This is a genomic window from Clostridium pasteurianum DSM 525 = ATCC 6013 (assembly GCF_000807255.1).
GTDB classification, from domain to species: Bacteria; Bacillota; Clostridia; order Clostridiales; family Clostridiaceae; genus Clostridium_I; species Clostridium_I pasteurianum.
The window spans coordinates 2880510-2896526 of the sequence record NZ_CP009268.1 but is presented as its reverse complement, the minus strand read 5'-3'; the positions used below and the strand labels follow the sequence as shown (position 1 = coordinate 2896526).

General features: G+C 31.0%; 13 protein-coding genes, 1 pseudogene and 1 riboswitch. Of the genes and pseudogenes, 13 read left to right on the top strand and 1 reads right to left on the bottom strand.

The genetic code is table 11. From position 1 onward, the window contains the following. The first annotated feature begins 10 nt into the window (after positions 1-10). The 12 genes and pseudogenes from CLPA_RS13165 to CLPA_RS13110 all read left to right on the top strand — a co-directional run bounded on the left by CLPA_RS13165 (position 11) and on the right by CLPA_RS13110 (position 13567). Positions 11-1018: a Gfo/Idh/MocA family protein gene (locus CLPA_RS13165; protein WP_236900342.1), complete on the top strand. Its 1008-nt coding sequence runs from the start codon at positions 11-13 to the stop codon at positions 1016-1018. Positions 1019-1039: 21 nt separating this feature from the next. Continuing rightward, a complete protein-coding gene (locus tag CLPA_RS13160; protein ID WP_003442724.1) occupies positions 1040-2053 on the top strand; it encodes a zinc-binding alcohol dehydrogenase family protein in 1014 nt (337 codons plus the stop codon). 50 nt (positions 2054-2103) lie between these two features. Further along, entirely contained in the window at positions 2104-3150 is a 1047-nt protein-coding gene (gene uxuA / locus CLPA_RS13155; protein WP_003442722.1) for a mannonate dehydratase, read from the top strand. A gap of 88 nt (positions 3151-3238) precedes the next feature. Further along, a complete protein-coding gene (locus CLPA_RS13150) occupies positions 3239-4096 on the top strand; it encodes an SDR family oxidoreductase (protein WP_003442711.1) in 858 nt (285 codons plus the stop codon). Between the two features lie 335 nt (positions 4097-4431). Further along, positions 4432-5766 carry an MFS transporter gene (locus CLPA_RS13145; protein WP_003442710.1) on the top strand — a complete coding sequence of 445 codons (1335 nt, stop codon included), beginning with the start codon at positions 4432-4434 and terminating at the stop codon, positions 5764-5766. Between the two features lie 154 nt (positions 5767-5920). Further along, a complete protein-coding gene (locus CLPA_RS13140; RefSeq protein ID WP_003442708.1) occupies positions 5921-6391 on the top strand; it encodes a NanQ anomerase/TabA/YiaL family protein in 471 nt (156 codons plus the stop codon). Between the two features lie 171 nt (positions 6392-6562). After that, positions 6563-7570, top strand: coding sequence for a 3-dehydro-L-gulonate 2-dehydrogenase (gene yiaK, locus CLPA_RS13135; protein ID WP_003442705.1), 1008 nt, complete (start codon positions 6563-6565; stop codon positions 7568-7570). A gap of 167 nt (positions 7571-7737) precedes the next feature. Continuing rightward, the gene (locus CLPA_RS13130) at positions 7738-8496 is read left to right on the top strand and encodes an SDR family NAD(P)-dependent oxidoreductase (RefSeq protein WP_003442702.1); all 759 of its coding nucleotides are present in this window, start codon (positions 7738-7740) and stop codon (positions 8494-8496) included. 24 nt (positions 8497-8520) lie between these two features. Beyond that, a complete protein-coding gene (locus CLPA_RS13125) occupies positions 8521-8733 on the top strand; it encodes a DUF3006 domain-containing protein (RefSeq protein ID WP_003442699.1) in 213 nt (70 codons plus the stop codon). A gap of 188 nt (positions 8734-8921) precedes the next feature. Then, positions 8922-9028, top strand: a riboswitch (SAM riboswitch). Positions 9029-9412: 384 nt separating this feature from the next. Further along, positions 9413-10330: a homoserine O-acetyltransferase MetA gene (metA, locus tag CLPA_RS13120; protein ID WP_003442695.1), complete on the top strand. Its 918-nt coding sequence runs from the start codon at positions 9413-9415 to the stop codon at positions 10328-10330. A 128-nt stretch (positions 10331-10458) separates the two neighbouring features. Further along, complete coding sequence (locus tag CLPA_RS13115) at positions 10459-11742, top strand: homocysteine synthase (RefSeq protein WP_003442692.1); 1284 nt, start codon at positions 10459-10461, stop codon at positions 11740-11742. Positions 11743-11937: 195 nt separating this feature from the next. Then, positions 11938-13567: pseudogene (locus CLPA_RS13110) on the top strand (IS1182 family transposase). 205 nt (positions 13568-13772) lie between these two features. Here CLPA_RS13110 and CLPA_RS13105 read toward each other — a convergent pair. Beyond that, positions 13773-13976: an alpha/beta-type small acid-soluble spore protein gene (locus tag CLPA_RS13105; RefSeq protein ID WP_003442685.1), complete on the bottom strand. Its 204-nt coding sequence runs from the start codon at positions 13974-13976 to the stop codon at positions 13773-13775. 271 nt (positions 13977-14247) lie between these two features. Here CLPA_RS13105 and CLPA_RS13100 point away from each other — a divergent pair, with 271 nt between their 5' ends. Next, positions 14248-15987 carry an ABC transporter ATP-binding protein gene (locus CLPA_RS13100; protein WP_003442680.1) on the top strand — a complete coding sequence of 580 codons (1740 nt, stop codon included), beginning with the start codon at positions 14248-14250 and terminating at the stop codon, positions 15985-15987. Positions 15988-16017: the final 30 nt, after the last annotated feature.

Sequence of the window (16017 nt, the reverse complement as noted above, 5' to 3'; positions counted from 1 at the left end):
AGGTGAAAAAATGATGAGAACTGTACATTGGGGAATGATTGGCTGCGGGGATGTAGCAGAGGTCAAAAGTGGGCCAGGATTTTATAAATGTGAAAATTCAACCTTAGAAGCTGTAAGCAGTTTGAGAGTCGAAAAAGCTAAGAATTATGCTAAAAGGCATAATGTTCCTAAGGTTTACGAAAGTGCAGATGAATTAATTAATGATCCAATTATAGATGCAGTATATATTGCAACGCCTCCAGCTTTTCATAAGGAATATGCCATAAAATGTGCTATAGCTAAAAAGGTTGCCTATATTGAAAAGCCTATGGCGCAGACCTATAAAGATTGTCTGGAAATAATACAAGAATTTAAAAAAACTAATACCTGTGCTTTTGTTGCTTATTATAGAAGAGCTATGGAACGCTTTAATAAAGTTAAAGAATTAATTGATAATAAATTTATAGGAGATATAAGATTTGTAAATGTGATTTTATATAAAAAAACTGAAAAAGAAGATTATTGTAAGAACAATTTACCTTGGAGATTGATACCAAAAGTTGCTGGCGGAGGAAAATTTGTTGATATGGCAGTTCATGCAATTGATATTTTAGATTTTCTATTTGGACCTCTTTCAGAAGTGAAGGGAAAGGCATCCAATCAAGCTGGATTATACGAAGTAGAAGATATAGTAACAGCTAATTGGAATTTTAAAAATGGTATACAAGGTACTGGAACTTGGTGTTTTACAGCTTTTGAAAACTATGATAAGGTTGAAATAATAGGAAGTAAAGGGAAAATATATTTTGAATTTTTCAGCCAAAATCCTATATATGTAAAAACAGAAGAAAATACAGTAGAATATAGATATAATGATCCTGAACATGTTCAGCAACCTTTCATTCAAAGTATAGTAAATCAATTGACGGGAAAAGGAAAATGCAATGGTGATTTAGAAAGTGCTGCAAGGACTAGTAAGGTAGTAGATGAAATATTAAAAGAATACAGAATAAATAAAAATTTTAAAGAATTTATTTAAATAAAGAGGTGTAAATTTTTTATGAAAGCTGTTTATTTAGAGGATCCAGGGAAAATAGGTATTAAAGACATAAAAAATCCTATTAGAAAAAAGGGTGAGGCTCTCATAAAGGTAAAATCCATAGGTATATGCGGGTCTGATATAGGTGCATATCGTGGTACCAATCCCTTAGTAAGCTATCCTAGAGTTATAGGTCATGAAATAGCCGGTGAAGTAATAGATGTAGAAGAGAATGATAAGGATATTAAAGTTCACGATAGAGTAATAATAGATCCTTATGTCTATTGTGGAAATTGCTATCCTTGTAGTTTGAAGAGAACAAATTGTTGTGAAGATTTAAAAGTTTTAGGAGTTCATATAGATGGCGGAATGACGGAATTATTTTCTCATCCAATTAAACTTATGAATAAAGTTCCAAGTAACATTTCCTGGGAACAAGTACCTATGGCGGAACCGCTTACAATAGCACTTCATGCTATTCACAGGACTGAGGTCAAAGAAGGAGAACATGTAGCTATAATAGGGGCTGGTCCTATAGGACTTTTGGCAGCACTGGCTGCATTAGCTTATAGAGCAACACCAGTACTTGTGGATATAGTAGATGAAAGATTGGAGTTTGCAAAGAAATTAGGAATAAAATACATTATAAATTCAAAAAATCAAAATGCAGAGGAAGTTATAAAAAATATTACTAACGGAAGGATGGCGGAGGTTGTAATTGAAGCGTCTGGAGCAAATACAGCTATAAGAAATACTATTGATTTTGTTTCCTATGCAGGAAGAATAGCATTTACAGGATGGCCTAAAAAGGACACTTTGCTTCCTACAGGACTTTTTACTAAAAAAGAAATCGATATCAGGGGATCAAGAACTAGTGCTGGTGAATTTCCCGAGGCATTGGAATTAATATCTAAAGGTATTATAGATGTAAAACCTATAATTAGTAAAGTGGTTAGGCTGGATGAAGTACCAGAATCAGTGAAGGACTTATCAGAACATCCAGAAAAATATTTGAAAATAAATGCTGTATTATAGATAAAGTATTTATATATAAAATAAAATTTATAAAAGGAGAGGGAAAACCTATGCAGATGACATTTAGATGGTATGGAGATGATGATAAAGTAACTCTGGATCAGATAAAACAGATACCGGGAGTAACAGGAATAGTATCCGCAATTTATGATGTTCCTGTAGGTGAAGTATGGCCTATGGAAAAAATAATAGCCCTAAAAAAGAAGATAGAGGATCATGGCTTAAGTTTTGAAACTGTAGAAAGTGTACCAGTTCATGAAGATATAAAAATGGGACTTCCAACTAGAGATAGATATATTGATAATTATTGTGAAAACTTAAGGAATTTATCTAAAACAGGAATAAAAGTTGTTTGTTATAATTTTATGCCAGTATTTGACTGGACTAGATCACAGTTGGATTATGAATTAGAAGATGGTTCCACAGCACTTATATACAGACAGGAAACTGTAGAAAAGATGGATCCTGTAAAGGGAGAATTATCTTTACCAGGATGGGATTCAAGTTACACAAAAGAGGGACTTAGAGATTTACTAAATCAGTATAAGGAAATTTCAGAAGAAGACCTTTGGAATAATCTAAAATATTTTTTAAAGAAAGTTATTGCTGTAGCTGATGAAGTATCAATAAAGATGGCAATACATCCGGATGATCCACCTTGGTCAATATTTGGTCTTCCAAGGATAATAACCAGCAAGGAAAATTTTGACAGATTGATAAATCTAGTAGATAGCCCAAATAATGGTATAACTCTTTGTTCAGGTTCCTTAGGACCTAATCCTAAGAACGATATACCAGATATGATTCGTTATTTTGGAGGTAAGGGAAGAATACATTTTGCACATACGAGGAATATAAAAATTACTGGAAATAAGAGCTTTGAAGAGTCAGCTCATAGAAGTGAAGATGGTTCCTTGGATATGGTAGAAATTATGAAGGCCTATCATGATGTAGGTTTTGATGGACCAATGAGGCCAGATCATGGAAGAATGATATGGGGAGAAACTGGAAGACCTGGATATGGACTTTATGATAGAGCTTTAGGAGCAACTTATTTAAATGGCATATGGGAAAGTCTTGAAAAGCAATCTAAATAAAGATTAATTGCAACATTATAGGAAGTCTCGTGAAATAGAACATAAAAAACTAAATCATAAATTAAAAATTTATAGGGGGATGTAGTTTATGGAATTACCATTTCAAATTGATTTAAAAGATAAAGTTATAGTAGTTACTGGTGCTGGTGGAGTTATATGTGGTACTTTTGCTAAGGCATTAGGTCAATGCGGAGCCAAAATAGCTGTTTTAGATAGAAATGAAGAGAGAGCTGCTACTGTTGCAAAAGAAATTAATTCCAATGGTGGAGTTGCCATCAGCGTGGTAACAGATGTACTTGACATTGAAAGTCTTAAAAATGCTAAGAGTGTAGTAAATGAAAAATTTGGTACTTGTGATGTGCTATTAAATGGTGCAGGAGGTAATAATCCAAAGGGTACTACTTCAAAAGAATATCTATCTAAAGAAGATTTAGAAAATAAAAAAGAAGGAGAAACAACTTTCTTCGATTTAGACCCAAAGGGCATAGAATTTGTCTTTAATTTAAATTTCCTTGGAACACTTCTTCCAACTCAAGTATTTGCAACTGATATGATAGATAAAAAAGATGCAGCTATAGTTAATATATCTTCCATGAATGCTTTTACTCCTCTTACAAAAATTCCAGCATATAGTGGCGCCAAGGCAGCAGTATCTAACTTTACTCAATGGTTGGCAGTGCATTTTTCAAAGGTTGGAATAAGAGTTAATGCAATAGCTCCAGGTTTTCTTATAACCAATCAAAATAAAGCACTTCTGTTAAATGAAGATGGAAGTTATACTGAAAGATCTAAGAAAATATTAAATGCAACTCCAATGGATAGATTCGGTGAATGTGAAGAATTATTGGGAACATTACTTTGGCTTATAGATAGCAAGGCTTCAAGCTTTGTAAATGGTGTAGTTATACCAGTAGATGGAGGTTTCTCTGCTTATTCTGGTGTTTAAATAATAATCATTAATATATAAATATCCTAAATAATATATGTTAAACTCTGTTTAGATAAGTTAAAAAGCTTATCTAAACAAGAGTTCTGTATCCTTATCAACAATCACATCATAGATATTAATTATTTTATATACAATATAAAAGATTAAAAAAATAATTCCCTAAAAATATATTATTAATAAATGATTTGTATAAAAGTTTATTTTGTTACTAGTAATTAGATGTTTTTGGTAAAAATTATTGTAAAAGTAACAATATTTAATTATAGGTAATAATAAAAATACAACCGTTTGGTAAACGCTTTCATAAAAATATAAATTAGGAGTGTGTAAATATGAGTGAAAGTACATTAACAACAAAAAAAATTCCCAATAAACGTTGGTTGCATATTATTCCACCTATTCTTCTGGTATATATAGTGGCTTACATGGATCGTACCAATGTAGGTTTTGCTATGGCAGGCGGAATGAGTAAAGAACTTGGAATGACTGCTAGTGTCTCAGGGATAGCAGCTGGCATATTCTTTATAGGATATTTGTTTCTTCAAGTACCGGGAGGACAAATTGCAGAGAAAAGAAGTGCTAAAAAATTTATAAGTTTTACTATAATAGCTTGGGGTATTCTTGCAATTGCTTCTGGATTTTCAAGAAATACAACTCAGCTGCTTATTTTAAGATTCTTACTTGGAGTTGCAGAAGGTGGAGTTATGCCAGCAGTGCTTACAATAGTTCGTCATTGGTTTCCAAGCGAAGAACGTGGAAGAGCTACAGCTTTTGTTATAATGAATAATCCTATTGCCTCAATTATAACAGGACCTCTTTCAGGACTTATTCTAACTAAATTTACATGGCACTATGTATTTATAATAGAAGGAATAATATCATTGGCATTAATTTTAGTTTGGTTACCATTAATAAGTGATAGACCGGAAACCGCTAAGTGGATCAGTAAGGAAGAGCGAGATTATCTTGTTGAAAGATTAGAAGCAGAACAAAAATGTATGGAAGTAAGTCAGCAGAAAAAGACATCTTTAAAGGATATTTTAAATAATAAAACTTTATGGAAATTAGTGCTTATATTCTTCTTTGTTCAAACCGGTGTATATGGATATACTTTGTGGCTGCCAACAATTCTTAAAAATTTAACTAATACAGGTATGGGTCAGGTTGGAATTTTGTCTATTTTCCCTTATATAGCAACTATAATTGGTTTATTTGTTTTTCCATCCCTTTCAGATAAGAGTATGAAGAGAAAAAAATATATTGTAATTACAATTGTAGGATTTGCAATATGCTTATATTTATCAGTTGGATTTCAGCAGTCTATATGGTTATCTTTCATAATGCTTGTAGGTTGTGGATTATTTTTACAAGCATCTTCAGCTATATTTATGACGATACCACCAGCAGTATTCAGTTCAGAGGTAGCTGGTGGAGCTACTGGACTTATAAATGCATTGGGTAATCTTGGTGGATTTATAGGACCTTTCTTAGTTGGACTTTTAATGCAGGTGTTTAGTTATAGTATGAGTATATATAGTCTTGTAATATCTTTAGTACTTGCTATTATAATCACTTTTACTTTACCAAAAGAGAAGAATGATTGCGCTCATCAAACTGTGCCAGAAAATTCAGTAAAAAATACTTCTGATGTGAAATCTGAATTTTAAGAATAGATGTAAATAACTTTTTATATTGAATTTAATAAAATATTGAAATATTATCCTTCTTGTATTATAATTACTTATGAAAGGGCTTTCATGAATACGCATTATAATATTTAAGAAAAATTTTTATAGATAATAGAGTTAAGTGAGGTGTGGTATGATATTTGGAAATATAGACAATATTGACGACATAAAAAAGGTATGTCCCAAACCAATATTGAAAGCTGTTAACTACTTGAAAGATAACGACTTTAACAATATGGAGGCAGGGGTATATAGTATCATGGGAGATGATATATATGCTCAGGTAGTAGATAAAATTACAAAAGATAAACAGGAGGCAAAGGCAGAAGTTCACAGAAAGTATATTGAAATTCAGTTTTCTGTGGGAGGTAATGAGGTTATAGGTTATGCAAGGGACACTGGAAATAATATTGTTACGGAAGAATTACTTGAAGAAAAAGATTCTATTTTTTATAATAATGTAGAAAATGAAATCGATTTATTCATGAATGCTGGAAGCTTTGCAATATTTTTTCCAGAAGATGTTCACAGACCTTGGTGTGCTTATAATAAACCCTGTAAAGTTAGAAAAATTAATATAAAAATTAATAGAGATTTAATTTAGTTAATTTAAGACTATAATGAATGTTATTTAGTGATGAGATTTTATATTTTAATAAATATTAGATGAGTTATCCAGTAGCATAAAACTATTATCCCCATCTTGCTTGTATAAGATGGAGTGTTACAATTATTAGTTATAGGGTAAATTTATTATGAAAGGTAAGGTTTTGTTATGAGAGTTGGTTTTGAGGAAATGAAAAGTGAATTCAAGAGAATATTAATTAAAAAAGGCTTCAGTGAAGAAAGAGCGGAAGCTTCAGCACAATTATTTACTGAAACTAGCTGTGATGGAGTTTATTCTCATGGATATGTTAGATTTCCAAGAGTAATAGAATATATAGATAAAGGATTTATAGATATAAATGCAGTTCCAAGCAAAGTGGAAGGTACAGGAGCTTTTGAAAAGTGGGATGGAAATCTTGGAATGGGAAATTTAAATGCCAAGTTTTGTATGGATAGAGCTATAGAAATAGCTAAAATAAATACTATAGGATGTGTTGCTTTAAGAAATACAAATCATTGGATGAGAGGAGGCAGCTATGGATGGCAAGCAGCGGATAAAGGCTGTATAGGAATTTGCTGGACTAATACTTTTACCAACATGCCTGCATGGGGTGCTAAAGATAGCAGGATAGGTAATAATCCTCTTATATTGTCTGTACCAAGAGAAGGTGGACATCATGTAGTTGTTGATTTGGCTATGGCTCAATTTTCTTATGGAAAAATTGAAGTAACAAAACTAAATCATGAACAATTGCCAATACCAGGTGGATATGATACAAAAGGAAATATAACTACAGATCCAGCTGAAATTGAAAAGACTGGTAGGGTTTTGCCTATAGGTTATTGGAAGGGCTCTGGACTATCAATACTGTTGGATCTTATAGCTACAGTATTGTCAGGTGGAAATTCTGTTTCTAAAATAGGTAAAATAGATGGGGCATCAGAGTATAAACTATCACAGATATTTATAGCTGTTGATGCTGAAAAAGTAGCTGGAAATCAATTCTTAAAATCTGCTGTAGATGAAGTACTAGAAGATGTGAAAGCCTCACAAAAGGTAGATGAGAATAAGGAAATATTCTATCCTGGAGAAAGAACATTAAATACCAGGGAAAAGAATCTAGATCTTGGAATACCTGTAGATGAAGCAGTATGGACAAAAATAAAAAATATGTAGAAATGAAATGTTGGATGTTTTAATTACTTGTTGTAAAATAAAAACTTAAATTGTCGTAAAATAAGAAAGAAGAATGGACAAAATTCTTCTTTCTTATTTTTGTACTATTCTAAAGTTTTATGGAAATAAGGTAGCATGTTGTTATTAAATATAAGGAGGAATCATATATGAATTATTTTGATTTGAAGGGTAAAAAAGCTATTGTTACTGGAGGAAGCAGCGGTCTTGGTAAAGGAATGGTTGAAGGATTATTAGAGGCTGGAGCAGAAGTGGTTATTGTAGGTGTATCTGATAGATGCTATAAAACTTGTGAAGAATTTAAAAAATTAGGATACAGAATACATGCAGTAAAAGGTGATGTTGGAGAAATAGATGGATTAATAAAATTATTTAATGATTGTTTAGATAAACTAGATGGAACTTTGGATATAATGATAAATAATGCGGGTATTCAGAGAAGAAATAAAATTGAAGAATTTATACTGGAAGATTGGAATGAGGTTATCAATGTAAATCTTACAGCTGTTTTTCAACTATGCAAGCTTGCGGGAATAGAAATGATAAAAAATGGTGGTGGGAAAATTATAAACATTGCATCCATGCTTAGTTTCTTTGGTGGATATACTGTACCTGCTTATGCTGCAAGCAAAGGAGGGGTAGCACAACTTACCAAAGCACTTGCAAATGAATGGGCAAGTAGAGGGATCAATGTAAATGCTATAGCACCAGGGTATATTGATACTGATATGAATACTAATTTAATAAAGGATGAAATTAGAAATAATGAAATACTTTCAAGAATACCACAGAGGCGTTGGGGAATACCTGAGGATATAAAGGGAATAACTATATTTTTGGCCTCTAACGCTTCTGATTATGTAAACGGTGCTATTATACCATTAGATGGAGGATATTTAGGAAGGTAAAATATTATAGTTAGGATTGATACCATGAAAGTTATTGTAGATAGATTTGAAGGTAAGTATGCTGTATGTGAAAAAGAAGGCAATGTAATGATTAATATTGAGAAATCGCAATTACCTAAAGGAGTAAAGGAAGGAGATGTGATTATCATAGAGTCAAAAAATATTTATATAGATTTAGATGAAACAAAATATAGAAGATCTAAAATTAAAGAATTAATAAAAGATATCTGGAAATAATATTGAAAAATATTCCCATAATATTTTATTGATTTTATAAAATGCTCCATGATTTATTAATACTTAAGTATAATTTAAAAGTAAAATTTTTTTAAAATAATTTTTATATAAAATTTCAATAAATAATTAGTATGAAAATTTTATTGACAAAAAAAATTTTTTGATTTATTATATAGTAAATCGAATAAAGCTTATCAAGAGAGGTAGAGGGACTGGCCCGTTGAAACCCGACAACCAGCATTATTGTTAGTATGCATGGTGTTAATTCCAGCAGATTGTTTCTGAGAGATAAGGAAAACTATTTTAGTTTGCTAGGTTGTTTTCCTTTAAATGGAAAACAACCTTTTATATTTACTTATTAATGACTTTGCTTTGTAATATTTTATGCATTGATAATTTACATAAGGTTAAGAGTTTATGTTTTCTATTTTTGTGTGAAAGTAGAAACATACTATGTAAGTTTTAGGTAATTAATAATTAGATGGAGTAATGCTAGGTTTTAATAGATAGGACTCAATTGTTGGAATAAGTGCATTAAGTGTAAGACATAATTAATATATATAACTATGTTTTCTATAATAACCCATTAAACTGATATGATAAATATGAAATTATGGGTGCATTTTGCACAGTAAAAAGCTAGATTTAATTTTATTAAGATAGGAGTGAGTGTTTGTCGATGCCGATAAATATACCGAATAATCTTCCAGCAGCTAAACTTTTGAAAGAGGAAAATATATTTGCTATTGATGAAAATCGTGCTAATAAGCAGGATATAAGACCGCTTAATATTGTGATAATGAATTTAATGCCTCTAAAAATTGTAACAGAGACACAAATACTAAGGCTTTTAAGTAATTCACCGCTGCAAGTAGATATAACTTTAATATATCCTAAAACCCACTCTTTTAAAAATACTTCAGAAGAGTATTTATTTAGATATTATGAAACTTTTGAGGATATAAAAAATAAAAAGTTTGATGGCATGATAATTACAGGAGCTCCTGTGGAACAGATGGATTTTAAAGATGTAGATTATTGGAATGAATTGGTTGAAATTATGGAATGGAGTGTTCATAACGTATATTCAACTTTTCATATATGTTGGGGTGCTCAAGCTGGTTTATATTATCATTATAATATTCCCAAATATCCTCTTTCCCAAAAAATGTTTGGAGTGTTTCTTCACACAATAACTGAAAAAAATGTAAATTTACTAAGAGGGTTTGACGATGTATTCTTTGCTCCACATTCAAGACATACAGAAGTGAGAAGAGAGGATATTGAAAAAGATTCAAGGCTTAAAATTTTATCTGAATCTAAGGAGTCAGGTATATATATAGTCACAGCAAAGCATGGACGACAAATTTTTGTTATGGGTCATTCAGAGTATGATCCTCTAACTCTAAAGAGTGAGTATGATAGGGACATTTCACAAAATAAGAATATTGAAATTCCAAAGCACTACTTTATAGAGGATGATCCAAGTAAAGAACCTATAGTAAGATGGAGAAGTCATTCTAATTTGTTATTTTCAAATTGGTTGAATTATTACGTATATCAAGAAACACCTTATAATTTAAATGATATTAAATAATAAAAATTATATTTTGCATTTAACAGTATAGTCTAATTTCTCATTAATAAAACTCAAATTTATTTTAGAGATCTGTTTATATGTAAAGTATATAATATATAAAATATAATGAAAAGGAGATATTAAGAATGAGTGAAGAAAGAAAGTATAGTTTTGAAACACTTCAAGTACATGCAGGTCAGGAGGTAGATCCAACAACAAGATCAAGAGCAGTTCCAATTTATCAGACAACATCTTATGTTTTTAAGGATGCAGATAATGCGGCAAATTTATTTCAATTAAAAGAACCTGGAAATGTTTATTCAAGAATAATGAACCCTACTACAGATGTTTTTGAAAAAAGAGTGGCAGAACTTGAAGGTGGAGTTGCAGGTCTTGCAGTTTCATCAGGTCTTGCGGCAATCACTTATTCAATACTTAATGTAGCTAATTCAGGAGATGAAATAGTATCTGTAAGTACTTTGTATGGTGGTACTTATGAACTATTTGCAGTAACTTTAAAAAAGCTCGGTATAAAAGTGACATTTGTTGATCCGGACGATCCTGAAAATATAAGAAAAGCTATTACAGATAAGACAAAGGCTGTCTATGCTGAAACTCTTGGAAATCCAAGAATTAATGTACTTGATATAGAAGCTGTAGCTAATATTGCTCATGAAAATAAAATACCTTTGATAATAGATAATACATTTGCTACTCCATATCTTGTAAGACCAATAGAATATGGTGCTGATATAGTGGTACATTCTGCTACTAAATTTATAGGTGGACATGGAACTACTATTGGAGGAATTATAGTTGATGGAGGAAAATTTGACTGGAGAGCAAGCGGCAAATTCCCTGATTTTACAACACCGGACAAAAGCTATAATGGACTTGTATATGCAGATTTAGGAGCACCTGCATTTGCTTTAAAGGCAAGAGTACAGCTTTTAAGAAACACTGGAGCAACATTATCTCCTCAAAGTGCATTCTTATTTTTACAGGGCTTAGAATCTCTATCTTTAAGAGTTGAAAGGCATGTATCAAATACAAGAAAAATAGTAGAATTCCTAAGTAATCATCCAAAAGTTGAATGGGTAAACTATCCTGAATTGCCAGATAGTCCATACAAAGGATTAGCTGAAAAATATCTACCAAAAGGAGCTGGTTCAATATTTACTTTTGGAATAAAAGGCGGCCTTGAAGCAGGTAAGAAGTTTATAAATAGTGTTAAATTATTTTCACTGCTTGCAAATGTGGCAGATGCAAAATCTCTTGTAATTCATCCTTCAAGTACAACTCATGCAGAACTTAATGAAGAGGAACAAAAAGCTGCAGGAGTTACTCCAGATCTTGTAAGACTTTCAATTGGTGTTGAAGGTGTAGATGATTTAATATATGATTTGGATCAGGCTTTAGCACAGGTATAAATATATAATTCATTTATAGATTATAGTTATCAGAAATCTGTCTCGTTATTAACAAAATTACGAGGCAGATTTTTTATTATAAAATAGTTAAAAATAATAGGAGCTGTCGCACTAAAAAATTAGTGGGACAGTTTTTTGCGTAAAAAAATAAATCTCCCACTCGGAAGAGTGAAAGATTTATAGTAAAATTAACATATGGCAAAATATATTAATTTACATAAAAATTATACTTTAAATCGCGGAAGTTATCAATTAAAACTTCCACTAAATATGGATTACATGATTCCAGATAATGATTCGGTGCGTTTGCTAAGTCAGTTTGTAGAGGAGATGGATTTAACAGATTTATATTTGACTTATTCTCGATTAAGGGAAAATCAGGCTACGCCTCGTCAGATGCTGAAGATTGTACTTTATTCTTACATGAATCATAGATATTCTTCTAGGGAAATGGAAACCTCCTGCAAAAGAGATGTAAATTTCATGTACCTTTTAGAGGGTTCACCAGTACCAGATCATTCTACCTTTGCAAGATTCCGTAGTATCCACCTTTCTCAATGCGCAGAAACAATTATGGCAGAAATGACAAACTTTCTTTATGAAATTGGAGAAATATTAGGGGACGCTATATTTATTGACGGTACAAAGATAGAGGCATGTGCCAATAAGTATACTTTCGTTTGGAAAAAAGCAGTTTCAAAAAATTTGGAGAGACTACTTTATAAATTAGCTGATTTTGTAGCTGAATGCGAAGAACTATACGGACTAAAGCTCGTATATGAAAACAGAGTAAAAATAAAGCATGTAAAGAAGCTACGCAAGAAACTTTATGCCTTGAAACAAGAAGAAAATATTGAATTTGTACATGGATGTGGTAAAAGGAAAACTCCAATTCAACGTTCTATTGAAAAACTCGAGGAATATCTTAATAAGCTAAAAGAATACACACAGAAAATCCATATCTGCGGTAAGCGTAATAGCTATTCGAAGACAGATAAAGATGCAACTTTTATGAGGATGAAAGAAGACGCCATGAAAAACGGTCAGTTAAAACCTGCTTACAATGTGCAGCATGGAGTTGATTCTGAATATATAGTGTGGCTTACTGTAGGCGATCAGCCTGCGGACACCACAACGTTGATTCCATTTCTAAAAAGCATGGAGAACTTCTTGTATTTTAGATATTTAAAAATAACTACAGACTCAGGCTATGAGAGTGAAGAAAATTATGTTTATACTAAAGAAAATGGACAGTTATCATATATTAAGCCAGCAAATTATGAAATAGCTAAAACAAGAAAATATAAGGATGATATAAGCCGAATAGAAAACATGGACTATGATGAATTTGGTGATTATTATACTTGCAAAAATAATAAGAAGCTAACAGTAAATAGAATAATAAAAAGAAAAAGTAAGACTGGTTATGTAAGTGAAAAAAACAATCTACACATGTGAGGATTGCAGTAATTGTAATCAAAAAAATAAATGTATAAAAGGACATAACTGTAAAACGCCATTAGAGGATAGAGTTAAAAATCTTGAAACTTCAAAGCTCTTCAACATGCTTCGCAAAGAGAATCTTGAAAGAATTGTAAGTGAAGAAGGTTGCGAGTTAAGAATGAATCGAAGTATTCAAGCCGAAGGCTCTTTTGCAGAGATAAAACAGGATATGGGATTTCGTAGATATCTAAGTAGAGGTAAAAAGAATGTTTTGGCGGAAAGTATTCTGTTAGCTATGGCACATAATATAAATAAGCTACATAATAAAATCCAGTCAGATAGAACTGGAACACATCTTTTTCCACTTAAAAAGAGTGCTTAATTTTAAAATCTTAAAAACTCTGCAAATCAAAAAAGGCCTTAATATCAAAGGTTTATTAAAGTGCGCCATTTTTTAATTATCGAGCTTATTGGGGATTAAAATATCATTAAATTTTCTATGACACACACAAAAAACGCTGCCGCGTTAGCATACTTTTTTATGCTAATGCGACAGCTCCTAAATTACATATCAAAAAGATTCTAGACTATTTACCACTTAATTTATTTTCGTACTCCTGAACCATCTTTTTAACCATTTGACCGCCAACAGAACCATTTTGTCTTGAAGTAAGATCCCCATTGTATCCTTCAGTTAAAGGAGTACCAACTTCATGAGCTGCTTCCATTTTAAATCTGTTTAAACCTTCTTTTGCTTCTGGTACTAAAATTCTATTACTTCTACTTGCCATGTGTTCCATCTCCTTTTAATTAATTATTTATGTTACAATAGTATATTGTGTAGTTTGAATAATCGTATTCTAGGGAATTGAAGGTGGGACAGGAAATAAATCCAAGCTGTAAAGTGTTTGTATAAAAACTTTCAATTCTCAATATATAAAATGAAAGTATATTCTGCATTACTATATTGATTATTTTTTTATAAAATGTTAATCTAACAAGTATGGTTTTTATTATATAATTTTTGAAAACAAAAATTATTTAAGAAAGGAGATAGATAGAATGAAAAGCTTGAACAAATTTTTCCAATATTATAAGCCCTATAGAGGATTATTTTTTGCAGATATGTTTTGTGCTTTGCTTTTATCAGCTATAGATCTTATTTTTCCTATTATAGTAAGATTTTTATTGAATGATGTATATGTCTTGAAGAATGAAAATAAGATACTAAAATATGTTTTTATAATTGGAGCAGCTTTACTTATAATGTACATAGTAAGATATTTTTGTCAATATTTTATAACCTCTTGGGGACATATTATGGGTGCAAAGATGGAAGCAAATATGAGGAAAGACCTTTTTAATCAATTTCAAAAGTTACCATTTTCATATTACGATAATAATAATACGGGAACACTTATGTCGAGAATAATAACAGATCTTTTTGATATATCTGAATTGGCACATCATGGTCCGGAAGATTTATTTATTTCCATATTGAAGATAGTAGGCTCGTTTATTATACTTTCAAGTATTAACCTTCCAATAACACTTGTGCTTTTAGTTATTACTTTGGGAATGGTATATTTTTCTGTTTTTTATAATAGGAAAATGAAACATGTATTTATGAGAAATAGAAAGGAAATTGCAGAGGTTAATGCAGTTGTACAGGATAGTCTTGCAGGCATAAGAGTGGTAAAATCTTTTGCTAACGAAAATGTTGAAGAAAAGAAATTTAAAAAGGGAAATAAGCAATTTTTAAAAACCAAGGAAGAAAGCTATTTCATAATGGGAAAATATTATAGCGGAAATGGTTTTTTTCAGGGAATATTATATCTTGCTGCCATACTGTTTGGAGGAATATTAATAAGTAAGTCATTGTTAAGTGTGTCAGATTTGGTAATTTATATTCTATATATAAATATATTTTTAAATCCAATTGATAAATTAGTTAATTTTACAGAACAGTTTCAAAGAGGTATTACAGGTTTTGAAAGATTTTTACAAGTAATTAATACAAAGCCTGCAATTGTAGATAAAGAAGATGCAATAGAAGTATTTAATCCAAGGGGAAGTATTAAATTTAATAATGTTTCTTTTGGATATGATGACAAAAATGATGTTTTAAAGGATATAGATATTGAAATATCAGCTGGAAAAAATATTGCTTTGGTAGGTCCTTCAGGAGGTGGAAAGACTACTTTTTGTAATCTTATACCGAGATTTTACGAGGCTACTAAGGGGGATATAACTATAGATGGGATAGATATAAAAGATATAAAATTAAATTCTTTGAGAAATGCTATAGGACTAGTACAGCAGGATGTATATATGTTTGGTGGAACTATAAAAGAAAATATAGCTTATGGTAAACAGGATGCTACAGATGAAGATATAATAGAAGCAGCTAAAAGGGCAAATATACATGAATTTATTGAGAACTTGGAATATGGATATGAAACTCATGTAGGTGAAAGAGGGGTTAAGCTTTCAGGTGGACAAAAGCAGAGAATATCTATAGCTAGAGTTTTTCTTAAAAATCCTCCAATATTAATACTTGACGAAGCTACATCTGCTCTTGATAATGAAAGTGAAAGATTTATACAGCAGTCTTTAGAGGAACTTTCAAAAAATAGAACAACTATAGTTATTGCTCATAGATTAAGTACTATAAGAAATTCAGACCAGATAATAGTATTAACTGATAATGGTGTAAAGGAAAAGGGAAGTCATAAAGAGTTAATCGCAAAAAATGGATTATATGCGACACTTTATAATATGCAATTTGATATATTAAAATAAGATAATTAGATATTAAAATTATATAGTGAA

Coding starts and splice junctions, on each gene's coding strand:
- CLPA_RS13125 (WP_003442699.1), top strand. CDS start 8,521: ATGAAAGTTATTGTAGATAGATTTGAAGGTAAGTATGCTGTATGTGAA.
- yiaK (WP_003442705.1), top strand. CDS start 6,563: ATGAGAGTTGGTTTTGAGGAAATGAAAAGTGAATTCAAGAGAATATTA.
- uxuA (WP_003442722.1), top strand. CDS start 2,104: ATGCAGATGACATTTAGATGGTATGGAGATGATGATAAAGTAACTCTG.
- CLPA_RS13115 (WP_003442692.1), top strand. CDS start 10,459: ATGAGTGAAGAAAGAAAGTATAGTTTTGAAACACTTCAAGTACATGCA.
- CLPA_RS13165 (WP_236900342.1), top strand. CDS start 11: ATGATGAGAACTGTACATTGGGGAATGATTGGCTGCGGGGATGTAGCA.
- CLPA_RS13140 (WP_003442708.1), top strand. CDS start 5,921: ATGATATTTGGAAATATAGACAATATTGACGACATAAAAAAGGTATGT.
- CLPA_RS13145 (WP_003442710.1), top strand. CDS start 4,432: ATGAGTGAAAGTACATTAACAACAAAAAAAATTCCCAATAAACGTTGG.
- metA (WP_003442695.1), top strand. CDS start 9,413: ATGCCGATAAATATACCGAATAATCTTCCAGCAGCTAAACTTTTGAAA.
- CLPA_RS13100 (WP_003442680.1), top strand. CDS start 14,248: ATGAAAAGCTTGAACAAATTTTTCCAATATTATAAGCCCTATAGAGGA.
- CLPA_RS13105 (WP_003442685.1), bottom strand. CDS start 13,976: ATGGCAAGTAGAAGTAATAGAATTTTAGTACCAGAAGCAAAAGAAGGT.
- CLPA_RS13130 (WP_003442702.1), top strand. CDS start 7,738: ATGAATTATTTTGATTTGAAGGGTAAAAAAGCTATTGTTACTGGAGGA.
- CLPA_RS13150 (WP_003442711.1), top strand. CDS start 3,239: ATGGAATTACCATTTCAAATTGATTTAAAAGATAAAGTTATAGTAGTT.
- CLPA_RS13160 (WP_003442724.1), top strand. CDS start 1,040: ATGAAAGCTGTTTATTTAGAGGATCCAGGGAAAATAGGTATTAAAGAC.